The organism is Lutibacter sp. (assembly GCF_016342705.1).
Taxonomy (GTDB): Bacteria; Bacteroidota; Bacteroidia; order Flavobacteriales; family Flavobacteriaceae; genus Lutibacter.
Genome location: NZ_JAEINV010000009.1, coordinates 73,517 through 86,665, shown reverse-complemented (window position 1 = coordinate 86,665; position 13,149 = coordinate 73,517). Strand labels below are relative to the sequence as shown.

Annotated in this window: 16 protein-coding genes; 5 read left to right on the top strand and 11 right to left on the bottom strand. The window is 28.9% G+C overall.

Going from position 1 to position 13,149, the window contains the following annotated elements; translation table 11 throughout:
* Positions 1–116: 116 nt before the first annotated feature.
* From JEY78_RS10085 to ettA, 5 genes are all read left to right on the top strand, one after another.
* The gene (locus JEY78_RS10085; RefSeq protein ID WP_291850440.1) at positions 117–647 is read left to right on the top strand and encodes an NADPH-dependent FMN reductase; all 531 of its coding nucleotides are present in this window, start codon (positions 117–119) and stop codon (positions 645–647) included.
* Between the two features lie 2 nt (positions 648–649).
* Positions 650–1,087, top strand: coding sequence for a MarR family transcriptional regulator (locus tag JEY78_RS10080; protein WP_291850437.1), 438 nt, complete (start codon positions 650–652; stop codon positions 1,085–1,087).
* A complete protein-coding gene (locus JEY78_RS10075) occupies positions 1,088–1,810 on the top strand; it encodes a pirin family protein (RefSeq protein ID WP_291850434.1) in 723 nt (240 codons plus the stop codon).
* Positions 1,811–2,137: 327 nt separating this feature from the next.
* A complete protein-coding gene (locus JEY78_RS10070) occupies positions 2,138–2,314 on the top strand; it encodes a CAL67264 family membrane protein (protein ID WP_291850432.1) in 177 nt (58 codons plus the stop codon).
* A gap of 68 nt (positions 2,315–2,382) precedes the next feature.
* Positions 2,383–4,074, top strand: coding sequence for an energy-dependent translational throttle protein EttA (gene ettA / locus JEY78_RS10065; RefSeq protein WP_291850430.1), 1,692 nt, complete (start codon positions 2,383–2,385; stop codon positions 4,072–4,074).
* 81 nt (positions 4,075–4,155) lie between these two features.
* On the opposite strand, the gene JEY78_RS10060 is transcribed toward ettA, so the two are convergent.
* From JEY78_RS10060 to JEY78_RS10010, 11 genes are all read right to left on the bottom strand, one after another.
* Positions 4,156–6,036 carry a hypothetical protein gene (locus tag JEY78_RS10060; RefSeq protein WP_291850427.1) on the bottom strand — a complete coding sequence of 627 codons (1,881 nt, stop codon included), beginning with the start codon at positions 6,034–6,036 and terminating at the stop codon, positions 4,156–4,158.
* A 52-nt stretch (positions 6,037–6,088) separates the two neighbouring features.
* Positions 6,089–6,493: a hypothetical protein gene (locus tag JEY78_RS10055; protein ID WP_291850424.1), complete on the bottom strand. Its 405-nt coding sequence runs from the start codon at positions 6,491–6,493 to the stop codon at positions 6,089–6,091.
* A 4-nt stretch (positions 6,494–6,497) separates the two neighbouring features.
* Positions 6,498–6,908 carry a DUF4878 domain-containing protein gene (locus JEY78_RS10050; protein WP_291850422.1) on the bottom strand — a complete coding sequence of 137 codons (411 nt, stop codon included), beginning with the start codon at positions 6,906–6,908 and terminating at the stop codon, positions 6,498–6,500.
* Positions 6,909–6,928: 20 nt separating this feature from the next.
* The gene (locus JEY78_RS10045; RefSeq protein ID WP_291850419.1) at positions 6,929–7,528 is read right to left on the bottom strand and encodes a YiiX/YebB-like N1pC/P60 family cysteine hydrolase; all 600 of its coding nucleotides are present in this window, start codon (positions 7,526–7,528) and stop codon (positions 6,929–6,931) included.
* A gap of 99 nt (positions 7,529–7,627) precedes the next feature.
* Positions 7,628–7,942, bottom strand: coding sequence for a DUF6122 family protein (locus JEY78_RS10040; RefSeq protein WP_291850417.1), 315 nt, complete (start codon positions 7,940–7,942; stop codon positions 7,628–7,630).
* Positions 7,943–8,560 carry a WbqC family protein gene (locus tag JEY78_RS10035; protein WP_291850414.1) on the bottom strand — a complete coding sequence of 206 codons (618 nt, stop codon included), beginning with the start codon at positions 8,558–8,560 and terminating at the stop codon, positions 7,943–7,945. It abuts the gene before it with no gap.
* 74 nt (positions 8,561–8,634) lie between these two features.
* The gene (gene lepB / locus JEY78_RS10030; protein WP_291850411.1) at positions 8,635–10,176 is read right to left on the bottom strand and encodes a signal peptidase I; all 1,542 of its coding nucleotides are present in this window, start codon (positions 10,174–10,176) and stop codon (positions 8,635–8,637) included.
* A 16-nt stretch (positions 10,177–10,192) separates the two neighbouring features.
* Positions 10,193–10,894, bottom strand: a complete 702-nt coding sequence (gene dapB, locus JEY78_RS10025; RefSeq protein ID WP_291850408.1) for a 4-hydroxy-tetrahydrodipicolinate reductase — start codon at positions 10,892–10,894, stop codon at positions 10,193–10,195.
* A gap of 2 nt (positions 10,895–10,896) precedes the next feature.
* Positions 10,897–11,475 (bottom strand): DUF5683 domain-containing protein, encoded by a 579-nt coding sequence (locus JEY78_RS10020; RefSeq protein WP_291850405.1) that lies wholly within the window; start codon positions 11,473–11,475, stop codon positions 10,897–10,899.
* A complete protein-coding gene (locus JEY78_RS10015; RefSeq protein ID WP_291850402.1) occupies positions 11,475–12,374 on the bottom strand; it encodes a ParB/RepB/Spo0J family partition protein in 900 nt (299 codons plus the stop codon). The genes JEY78_RS10020 and JEY78_RS10015 overlap by 1 nt, the downstream gene beginning before the upstream one ends.
* On the bottom strand, positions 12,358–13,140 hold the full coding sequence (locus tag JEY78_RS10010; RefSeq protein WP_291850397.1) for an AAA family ATPase: 783 nt from the start codon (positions 13,138–13,140) through the stop codon (positions 12,358–12,360). The genes JEY78_RS10015 and JEY78_RS10010 overlap by 17 nt, the downstream gene beginning before the upstream one ends.
* Between the last annotated feature and the right edge of the window lie 9 nt (positions 13,141–13,149).

Here is a 13,149-nt window from a genome sequence, read left to right as displayed (position 1 = left end):
TTAGAGTTGCTAAAGTACAAAATGAATGTTAAATAATACTTAAAAATATTACAAGGTAATAAATACCTAGGTATATAAAATTATTTATATTATATTTGCTCAAACAAATATTTAATATGAAAAAAATTATAACAATAGGAGGTAGTAATAGTAAGCAGTCAATTAGTAAGCAGTTGGCGGAATATACAGGAGATTTAATTAATAATGTGGAATTGATAAATATTGATTTAAGTAATTATAATTTGCCATTGTTTTCAGTTGATGTTGAGTCTGAAAATGGTTTTCCTGAAAAAGCAAATGAATTAAATGAATTATTGGATAAAGCAGATGGGTTTATTGTTTCATTAGCAGAACATAATGGTGCATATTCTGTAGCATTTAAAAACATGTTCGATTGGCTATCAAGAATAGAAGGGAAAGTTTGGAGAAATAAACCAATGTTGTTATTAGCAACTTCTCCTGGAGCACGAGGAGGAATGACAGTTTTAGAAATAGCTTTAGGAAGATTTCCGTACCATGGAGCTGAAATTGTAGGTCATTTATCATTTCCCTTATTTAATGAGAATTTTATAAATAGTGAAATTGTGAACTTAGAATTAAAAACATCACTAGTTGGTTTGGTTGAAGATTTTGAAAGAGTATTATAGTTATGGGTGATATTTCTAAAGACATCAGTTCAACGTTTCCAAATGAAAAGATTAAGGCTTTAATTAATATAAAATATACTGCAAATTGGTTAGATACTATTGGAAATGATATTTTAAAACCATTTAAAATATCTGTTCAACAATATAACATTTTAAGAATTTTACGAGGGGCTAAAGAAGCTATAACAGTAAATGCTGTGAAAGATCGAATGATAGAGAAATCTCCTAATATTACGCGCTTAATGGATAAATTGTGTGATAAAGATTTAATTGAAAGAACACGATGTGAAACAGATAGAAGAGTTGTATATATTAAAATTACGGTTAAAGGTTTAGAATTATTAGAAAAAGCGTCTTTAGAAAATGCAAATTATGGAATGAATAATATTTCCATAGATGAAGCTAAAATATTGAATAACTTATTAGATAAAATTAGATAAATGAAAAAAATAATATTTAAAGCAAATGATAGAGGAACTGCTGACTATGGTTGGTTAAAAGCAAATTATTCTTTTAGTTTTTCTAATTACTATAACCCAGAAAAAGTAAATTTTGGTGCTTTACGCGTGTTAAATGATGATATTATAAGTGGTGGAATGGGTTTTGGAACGCACCCACATAATAATATGGAAATTATCACAATTCCTTTAAAAGGAAGTTTAAAGCATAGAGATTCTATGTCTAATAAATGGATTCCAATTGAAACAGGTGAAGTTCAGGTAATGTCTGCAGGAAGTGGAGTTCAACATTCTGAAATGAATAATTTACTGAATGAAGCTATTAATTTATTTCAAATTTGGATTGTCCCTAATAAAGAAAATGTTGTTCCAAGATACGACCAAAAAAAGTTTGAGGCTAAAGAACGTCAAAATACATTGCAGGTAATAGTTTCTTCAATGGATAATAATGAAGAAGATTCATTAAAAATTTATCAAGATGCTAAAATTTCAAGAATTGATTTAAGTGAAGATTCTAATTTCACATATCAAATAAAAACAGAAAATCATGGTGTTTATATTATGGTAATTGATGGTGAATTAGAACTAGAAAATGAAATTTTAAAAAACCGTGATGCAATTGGTATTTATAAAACAACCACTATAAAATTAAAAGCGAACAAAAAGTCAGAGTTACTTTTTATTGAAGTGCCTATGATGTTTTAAGAATAGTCTTTCATAATTTGTTGTGAGGTTTTTGCAAAAAATATCATTTTATGCAATTTTTATATAAATAATTGAAATAATTCAAGGAGTCTAAGGAGGATTATTTTATGCTCTGTATGCTGATTTAATTTGTATGGAATTATAAAACCTATATTTAGATTATGCACTTGAATTTATAGTTTTAGCAAAATTTTATTAAACAAAATTGATTTATTGAAGCGCTTTCCATAAGGGAAGCGTTTTTTTTTTATATTAATGAATTAATTACGATATTTACCAACTGCAATTTTCTTAAAAAGAATATTAACAAAATAAATAATTTTTGAAATGAATAAAAATACAGTTTTAGCGTGGGCAACTGCCATTATGATAATAGTTGGTCTTATTTTAATTGCTTTAGGAGCATTTAGGTATAACGATATTGCGGGTTGGGGATTTGCAGCTGTTGGAATTGGCTTTTTTGCTATAGCTTGGGTATTTAATGCTTTAAAAGGAAGAGTATAATTTCAACAATAGAATACTATTGTGGATTTTTAAATAATAATCAATAATTAAAATAGAGGAGTAGTCATATGTCAGATGATAAGAAAGTAATTTTTTCAATGTCTGGTTTAACAAAAACCTATCAAGGGGCAAATAAACCAGTATTAAAAGATATTTATTTAAGCTTTTTTTACGGAGCAAAAATTGGAATTTTAGGTTTAAACGGTTCAGGTAAATCAACATTGTTGAAAATTATTGCTGGAATAGAAAAAAACTATCAAGGTGATGTTGTTTTTTCTCCAGGTTATACCGTTGGATATTTATCTCAGGAGCCTGAGTTGGATGATTCTAAAACAGTGATGGGTGTTGTAAAGGAAGGTGTTGCTGAAACAGTAGCCATTTTAGATGAATACAACAAAATAAACGACATGTTTGGTTTAGAAGAAGTATATTCTAATGCCGATAAAATGGATAAATTAATGGCACAACAAGCCATTTTACAAGATAAAATTGACGCTTCTAATGCGTGGGAATTAGATACAAAATTAGAAATTGCAATGGATGCATTGCGAACTCCAGATGGTGATACACCAATTAAAAACTTATCAGGTGGTGAACGAAGAAGAGTTGCATTATGTAGATTGTTATTACAAGAACCAGATGTATTATTATTAGATGAGCCAACTAACCATTTAGATGCTGAATCTGTACACTGGTTAGAGCATCATTTATTACAATATAAAGGAACAGTAATTGCGGTTACGCATGATAGATATTTCTTAGATAATGTTGCAGGCTGGATTTTAGAATTGGATAGAGGTGAAGGAATTCCTTGGAAAGGAAATTATTCATCTTGGTTAGATCAAAAATCTAAACGTTTAGCATTGGAGTCTAAAGTAGCTTCAAAACGTCAAAAAACGTTAGAACGAGAGTTAGAATGGGTAAGGATGGCACCAAAAGGACGTCATTCAAAATCTAAAGCTCGTTTAGCTAATTATGATAAATTAATGAGCCAAGATCAAAATCAATTAGATGAGAAATTGGAAATTTATATTCCAAACGGACCACGATTAGGAACTAATGTAATTGTTGCGGTTGGGGTTTCTAAAGCCTTTGGTGATAAATTATTGTATGAAGATTTGAATTTTACTTTACCTCAAGCAGGAATAGTTGGTGTTATTGGTCCAAACGGAGCAGGAAAAACCACTATTTTTAAAATGATAATGAATGAATTGCAACCAGATAAAGGCGAATTTAAAGTAGGTGAAACAGCTAAAATTGCTTACGTAGATCAAAGTCATTCTAATATTGATCCTGAAAAAACAATTTGGCAAAATTTTGCTGATGAACAGGAATTGATTTTAATGGGAGGAAAGCAAGTAAATTCTAGAGCGTATTTAAGTCGTTTTAATTTTGCTGGAAGTGATCAAAATAAAAAGGTAAATACATTGTCTGGTGGTGAGCGTAACCGTTTGCATTTAGCTATGACATTGCGTGAAGAAGGAAACGTTTTATTATTAGATGAACCAACAAACGATTTAGATGTAAATACATTACGTGCGTTAGAAGAAGGTTTAGAAAACTTTGCAGGTTGTGCTGTTGTTATTAGTCACGACCGTTGGTTTTTAGATAGAATTTGTACGCATATTTTAGCTTTTGAAGGAGATTCTCAAGTGTATTTCTTTGAAGGTTCATTTACAGATTATGAAGAAAATAAGAAAAAACGTTTAGGCGGCGATTTAATGCCAAAACGTATTAAGTATAAAAAGTTGGTAAGATAAAAAAAGCTGCTAACTAGCAGCTTTTTTTAGTAATTTTGTTCTATTAATAAGTAGCAATTAATTTATATGTTTATTTGTTTTTTAATGATTTGATTTAAAAATCTCAATAAGTTCAGTCTGTTCAAAACCATTAATATCCATTGTAATTGTTCTAAATTCCGTAATTGTACTACCAACTTTCATAATTTCTTTATTATCTTCACCTATAAATTTGTAAGTAATTGTTGAAACACCTTTACCTTTAAAAACAGCTCCGTATTCTAGTTTTTCTGCACAAGAAATAGGTAGAATATTATATTCTAATAAAATTGTTAGAAATGGCCGGCTCCAATGAGCACCTTTTGTCTTTACTGAACCTTTAATGTTGTAACATTGTGACTGGTCAGTTTTTTTATAACTAAATTCAATAGTTCCTTTCTCTGCAATTTTGTTAATTTTTTCTCCATATTCAGATCTAATATTTTTTGAGTCATCATCAATTTTTTTAATATCATTTGCAATTTTTAAAAACTTGGCATCATTGGCATCTTGAGTTTGAGTGAGAATTAACTCTACGGCTTTTTGTAATGTTTTAATTTTAGTTTCATTAGTTTCTATTTTATTCATTGCTTCATGAGCTAGTTTAATAATAGTTGCTTTATCATTTAAATTTGAATTGGCATTAATAATAACTGAGGTATAGGAACTATGATTATTAGCTTGAATATTTAATTTTTTTGGGGCATATTTTTCAATAAGTTTTTTCGCGTTTTTATAACTATTAATGTTGTTTGTTACTAAACTATTAAAAACCGATGTAGTAGAAAAAAATTTTGCGGTTACTCCAACACCTTTAAAATTTAATAGTAGTGCAGCAGCAACTCCGTCAGAAATTTCAGAAGCTAGTACTAATTCATCAAAAGCAAAATGATCATTCCCAACATATTTAGAAACCACATCAAAATATAACGATTCACATGCAGCTATTACCCCGGCTACAGCTAAAGGACCAGCTAAACCTGCCGAACTTCCTGCTACTGCTGTTCCTGCAGCAATTGCTGCTCCGCATCCAAGAGCTTTGGTAATAGTAGATGTATTTACAAGTGTACAAGGAAAACAATCTTCAGATGTATTAAAAAAGTACTCATTATTTGATGGTCCATGAGTGTTTGATTTTTCTTGTATTTTAATAATTGTTTGTTCACTATTGGGTAATTCTATGGTATTTTCTCCAATGAAGTTTCCTTGTAAGTCAAGGACTGATAATTTAGCTTTGTTTTCAGTAATTATAGAAATATTTACAATCAAATGGTCGGTTACCATTCCTGTTGGAGCACCCTGGTCGTTAAAAAGAATAGTTATACTTTCTGAATCAGAACTTTCTTTGAAAACTATTGATTTGACTTTCTTTGTCTCATCAGTTAAATCATATCCAACAATAGTTCCTTTACTATCAATAGCCAATAAATCCATTTCTTTATTGCTAGTATTTACAAGCAATAAGTCTTTATAAATACCTACTTTTTTTGATTCTAATTTTTTGGAATTGCTAGTGTTTGCATTATTTTGAGTTATAATTTTACTTTTTGTGATCTCAAGAATTTTTTCTTTGATCGGATCTAAAATTTTAGCTGCCTTTTTTTTAGACATTGGCAAAGGATTGTTTTGCCATTTGTTGCTGGTTAAATATTGTCTATCTATTAAGGAAATAATTAAATTAGAATTGAGAAACTCAACATTAAATTTAAGCCTATTTTTAACTAATAAACTACTATAATTATAATAATCACTTTTTGTTGAAGTAGTGTTTTTATATATTGAAATTCTTGGTAGTTTTAATTCTTTAAAAGTATTAATTGTTGCTTCCCAAGCATCGTCTTTTGTAATATCATTAATTTCAAAAGACATATGCTTTTGTGAAATTGCTAGTTGACTATTCAGCATAAAATAGAATAGTACATAAAAAATATAATTTGTTTTCATTTTAAAACCTTTTATAAAAATAAACCCCAGCAAAGCTGAGGTTCGTTTAATATTAATTAGTTTTGGTTAGCGCTAAAACTTTTTCCTTTATGGGATCTAAAATTTTAGCGGCTTGTTTTTTCGACATTGGTAAAGGACTATCAACCCAAATATTATTGGAATAATATTGTCTGTTTATAATTGAAATAGTTAATTTATTCGGTTCTACATTTACTTTAAATACAAACCTGTTTTTTACCATAAATGAGGTATATTTATAAAAACTACTTTCATCAGAGGTTTCATTATTCCAAATATGCATTGGTGGTAATTTTAAATCTTTAAAAGTTTGATTGATTGCATTTCTTGCAATCTCAGTATCAAGATTTAAAATTTCAAGGGTCGTATATTCTTGAGCATCCATTTTTATATTAAATAGAAATAACACAACTGTTGTAAGTAAAAAAAACTTTTTCATAACATTAAAAATTAGTTATTTGAAATAACCAGTTGCCATTAACTTTAATTAATGAAACGTGTTCATTATCAGTATCACCATTTTTATAATGAATTATAAAATCAACTTTTGCAGAATTACCATCTTCACTTATTTTTTCTTCTTCTATGGTAATTTTATCTAAACCACCTTTTTTTTCATTTTCTTGAGCTCCCATTCCAACCAATCCTTCTATTTTTTTTGCTTCATCTTCCGATAATTGTTCGCCATCTTTTTTAACATACATTTTGGCAACTTTTTCAAAGTCTTTATTTTTCATTTTTTCATAAAGTGAGATTACGGCTTTTCCCGGAGAACTTGTTGAGCCACCACAAGAATTAAATCCTACTACTAGAATTATTGTTAAAATTGACGCGTAAATTGTTGAGTTTTTCATAATAAATTTGTTTTAAGATGTTATATAATTTTATAAAAATATGGGGATTTTGTAAATTCTGAAGGGAGTATAATTTCTTGTTTTCCAACTATATAATTAAATTCGGAAGGTTTAATATTTAATTCAATTCCTGAGTTTTTAAAAGCTTTTAATACTAATTCTGTACAATATAGTTTTGTATTAGTTTTTAAATCATAATTAGTATCAAAAGTGTATTTTTTTATGCGGAATAACTTTGCTTGGTTCACAACTTTTTTTAATATAGATGTATTAAAATTTGTGCGGTAAATAGCATAAGTTGATGCGAATTTTGGACTTATAAAATCAGTTAATTTTTCTTTTTTGATAAGATTATCATTACAAGGCACTGCGTGAATTACATAGCTCATATTATTTTCAATACTAATAATTCCAATATGTGAAAATTCGGAATTGTTATCGGCTGTATACACGGTAAAACTTTCAATAGATCTTCCGCAGCGTAAAACTAAATCGCCATTCTGAATTTTATTTAAAGTCTCTGTTGGACAGTAATTTGTTTTGTTTTTAAAAGATAAAAATTTCACACAAAAAAATAAGCTTAATAACAATGAGACAATTAATAAGCTTTTTTTTACCATAATACTAACTTTAAAACACGATAAATGATACTTAAAGTTATAGAATTTCTGTTTTTAGTAGTTCCCAAATGGTAAAAAAATAAATCACCAAATCGTAAATTACAACCAAAAGCAATCCATAAAATCAGTAAACATATGAAAAAGTAAGCTTATAGCTATTATTCTGGTTTTTGAAGGAAGTAGTAATAAAAAATAAAAAAATATGGCATAATAGGAGTGAAGCGGATGGTAATTAATACTACATCTGCTGGCATCAAATATTGGTGAGGCAACTAAATGGTCCAAATCAACCAGCATTGTGAGTATGAAAATGAACCAAACTTTTTTCCAATTTTTTTTAAAGAAAACGTAAGCAATAATTCCTGGAACCAAAAAGTGCATTCCATAATGCATTATAAATCTAAGAAGTTCCAATTAAAATTGAATGTTTTGTTTTATTAAATAACTTTCAGCACTTGGTCCTTCCATAAAAATTAAATCTAAAATGCTTAAATTAGGAATAAAACCATTGTTTTGATCAAAAACTTGAGTGTATTTATCAAAGTTAAAAATTTCATTGTTAGAAACGTTTGCTAAAACTCTAAAATCAAAATTAGCTTCTAAATTTTTTTCGTATTCTAATGTGTTAGAACTTGGTATTTCAAGTTGAAGCGCTTCCATTACAAAATGGTGACAGCTTAAATTTAAGTCTAATAAATAACTGTTTTTTTTAAGTATTATTGGTAGTAAATCGTCTATATAAAATTCAAAAAAGGGTGAAGAATTATAAGCGGTTTTTAAGGTTTTTATAAAATGTATATTCCAAGAATCTTTATAATCAATCTTTACATCTTTTGTTTTTATTTTTAAACCTTTTGCGTGTTGAACAGGAACATTTAGTAAATATTTGCCATTTGCTGTTTGTATGTAGCATCTATTTCTATAGGTTTGTTTTTGAAAGTTATCTTCAACTTCAAACAAAATTTTTGATGATTTAGCAATGCCAACATATTGTGCTATTGGTGAAAAAAATGTTGGTTGAAATAAAGTCATTGTGATTGTTTATATAAATAATTAGGAATCTTATTACTATAAGATTCCTAATTATTAAATTTTAAATGGATGAATTATCCTTCTTTGTTTTTGCGTTTTCTAAAAGAACTATAACCAAACCATAGTAATAAAGCTCCTAAAAAATAATTTAAATAAGAAACTGGCTCTCCACTACCATGAACAGTTGTGAAAACGCGTTTCCAACGAATTTTATTTGCAATTCCTTCTGCGTTACTATCCCAGCTAAACCAAATAAAAACTGGTTTTCCAACAACGTGGTCAAACGGCACATAACCCCAATAACGTGCATCTTCAGAATTATGACGGTTGTCTCCCATCATCCAATAATAATCTTGTTTAAAAGTATATGACGTTGCTAATTTTCCATTGATAAAAATTTCATCACCATTAATTGTTAAATCATTGTTTTCATATACTTCAATAATTCGTTTATAAAATGGTAATGATTTTGAATTAAGTTCAACTGTTTTACCAGCTTCTGGAATATAAATTGGGCCGTAATTGTCTATAGACCAAGGATATTGCTCATTATGTGGAAATATGGATTTACTATAATTACCTTTAGGTTCAATCAACTTTGTTACACTTGTAACTATTGGATTTTTACTAAGTTTGGCAGCATTTTCATCTGTTAAATTCAGCATATAAAAATCTCCTTGAAAATGTCCTTCAGTAACATTATATCTGCTTAAAGTAGTACCATTTAATTGTTGCCCGTTAGTAACAACTTTATGCATATATTGTGTTTTTGCTCTGTCTGGCAACACAGTTTTTTCGCCATTTATAAAAATGTAACCATCTTTAATTTCAAGAGAATCTCCAGGAATACCCACACAACGTTTTACGTAATTAGATTTTTTATCAATAGGCTTATCAATATGAATATTAGAACGATCTCTAAAAAAACGAACGGTATCTACTGGCCAACTAAAAACTACTATTTCATTTCTTTTAATTTTTTCAAATCCAGGAAATCTAAAGTATGGCAGTTGAGGTTTGCTTAAGTATGATTTCATTTTAGTTAATGGCAATGAATCGTGAACCATTGGCGCAGCAATTGTTGTCATTGGAGTTCTTGCTCCATAATGAAATTTACTAACAAATAGAAAATCACCAATTAGTAACGATTTTTCTAATGAAGAAGTAGGAATTGTATAAGGCTGCATAAAGTACGTATGCACAATTGTTGCAGCAATTATAGCAAAAACTATTGAACTTACCCATTCACCTAATTCTGTTCTGGATTTTAAACTTCGGTCTTCAACATAAATTACTTTTTCAATATAATTTAAGTAATAAATATAAAAACCTAAAGAAAGTACCACTAAAAATGAGTGTAATGTTTTATATTTTCCGAAACTTCTAATAGTCTCAACCCAAATTACAGGAAACATTAGTAAGTTTATGATTGGAATAAATAATAAAATTATCCACCAACTTGGGCGTTTTATAATTTTCATTAATACAATTCCATTATAAATAGGAATTATTGCTTCCCAAGGTTTTCTACCTGCTTTTACATATAATTTCCAAGTTCCTAAAAAGTGGATTACCTGAATTATTAAGAAAAATATGAACCATTCAATCATTGTCATAATTACTAAGTTTTAATTAAATACCTAAAACGTCTTTCATTGTAAAAACACCTTTTTTATCAACTAACCACTCGGCAGCAATAACAGCTCCTAAAGCAAAACCATCTCTGCTGTGGGCGGTATGTTTAATATCAATAGTATCTACAGTTGATTTATATGCTACAGAATGCGTTCCTGGAACATCATCAATGCGTTTTGCTACTATAGGTAGTTCAGTATCTTTATTTGTTACATTTAATGCCCAACTTTCTTTATCAGAATTTTTAATAATTCCTTCTGCAAGTGTAATTGCAGTCCCGCTTGGAGCATCTAATTTTTTTGTATGATGTATTTCTTCCATTGAAATTTCATATTGCTTTAAGTTGCGCATCATTTTGGCTAAATTTTCATTTAGTTCAAAAAAGATATTAACACCTAAACTATAATTTGAAGCATATATAAAACCTCCGTTTTTTTGCAGGCAAAGTTCTTTGGCATTGTTAAACTTATCTAACCAACCAGTTGTTCCGCTAACAACAGGAACGTTGTTGTTTAAACAGTTTGAAATATTAGCAAATGCAACTGATGGAATACTAAAATCAATCGCTATATCGGCCTTTGTAATATCGTAACTTTCAGTGTTTTCATCAACTTTTAAAACAATTGTATGACCACGTTGCAAGGCAATTTGCTCTATTGTTTTCCCCATTCTACCGTAACCTAAAAGTGCTATTTTCATTATTAAAAATTAAAATTAATTGAGGCACCAACAACGGATTTGTTTGTGACTGAATTTTGAATTATTTGTGGTGAAAAAGATAAATTATCATCTACATTATGTTGTAATAGATGTGCGTTTGTACTTGCTTCAATAATTTGTAAAAAGTATAAACCAATGGTTACAAGTAATGATAAATCTCTATCTTTTTTATAACTTTTTTGCGCTCTTGTAAGTGCATCATCTGAAAGATAAATTTTCCCATCTAAGCCATCAAATTCATCGGGTTTATCATTCAATCGCAACTTATACGCGGTTCTAGCTCGGTTAAAATTTTTATTGTTTAAATCATAAAAATAAACTCCACTACCAAGTGCTCCATATACAAAAGGAATTTTCCAATACTTTTTATTATAAGCCTGACCTAATCCTGGTAAAATTGCGGAATAAAAAGCAGCTTTTGCAGGAGATAAAGGATTGAAGGTATAGGCCTCAAAAATGGTATCCTTTATTTTTAAATTTGTATTTTCTTCTTGCGAATAACTTTTATTAAAGAAAATAGTTACAAAAATTATAAATATGTATAACTGTTTATTTAGCACTATTCTAATAATTTTTTAATTCGGTTAAAATCTTCTTCTGAATGAAATGGAATTAAAATTTTTCCTTTATCAGCTCCAGAAAGTTTAACGTCAATTTTGTGCCCAAAGTATTCGCTAAAGGTTTTTAAACCATTTGAAACAAACGCTGGATTTTCTTTTTGTTTTGTTGGTTTTGCAACTACTTTTAAAGGAGTTTCTTTTCCATCTTTAACTAATTGTTCAGTTTGACGAACAGATAATTTTTCTTCAATAATTTTTTCGTAAATACTTAATTGTTCTTGAGGGTCTTCTACATTTATAAGAGCTCTACCATGACCCATAGATAAAAATCCATCACGCATTCCAGTTTGAATAATTGGATCTAATTTTAGTAAACGCAAATAGTTACTAATTGTGGAACGCTTTTTTCCAACTCGGGCACTCATTTCTTCTTGAGTTAAATCTATTTCATCTATTAAACGTTGGTATGAAAGTGCAACTTCTATAGGATCTAGGTCTTTACGCTGAATGTTTTCAACCAAAGCCATTTCCAACATTTCTTGATCATTAGCAAGTCTAATGTAAGCTGGTATTGTTGTATTTCCTATTAATTTTGAAGCTCTAAATCTTCGCTCTCCTGAAACTAATTGAAATTTATTACCTTCAAATTTACGAACTGTAATTGGTTGAATAACGCCAAGTTCTTTTATAGAGCTGGCTAATTCTCTTAAAGCTTCTTCATTAAAATAGCTTCTTGGTTGGTATGGATTTACTTCAATTGAATCTAATTCAATTTCTAAAATATTTCCAACAAGTTTGTCTGCAAATTTATCTTCTGCAGAATTTATATCTGAATTTGTTTCTTTTAATAAGGCAGATAATCCTCTTCCAAGTGCTTGTTTTTTAATTGCCTTTGCCATTTTTTTTATTCTTTTTTAATATTTCGTTTGCTAAGTTTATATAATTTACTGCGCCTTTACTTGTAGCATCATAAGAGATTATACTTTCTCCAAAACTTGGAGCTTCACTTAGCCTTACATTTCTTTGAATGACTGTTTTAAACACCATATCTTGAAAGTGTTTATTAACTTCTTCTACAACTTGGTTAGAAAGGCGTAAACGAGAATCATACATGGTTAATAGCAATCCTTCAATATCTAAATTTGAATTGTGAATTTTTTGAACACTTTTTATGGTATTCAATAATTTTCCTAAACCTTCAAGGGCGTAATATTCGCATTGAATTGGAATAATCACTGAATCTGCTGCAACCAAAGAATTTAAGGTTATTAAACCTAAAGATGGAGCACAGTCAATTAAAATATAATCGTAATCGTCTTTAATATCTTTCAATATTTCCTTTAACATATATTCACGATTTTTTTTATCAACTAATTCAATTTCAATCGCTACTAAATCAATATGTGCAGGAATAAGGTCTACATTTGGAGAATTTGTGGCAATTATGGCTTCTCTTGCAGTAGTGGCATGTTCTAGAATTTGGTATGTACCAATTTCAACTTCATCTACATTAATACCAAGACCAGACGACGCATTTGCTTGTGGATCGGCATCAATTAACAGCACTTTTTTTTCTAAAACACCTAGTGCAGCAGCTAAATTAACTGTTGTTGTAGTTTTGCCAACACCACCTTTTTGATTGGCAATTGCAATAATTTTTCCCATTGGAGATTA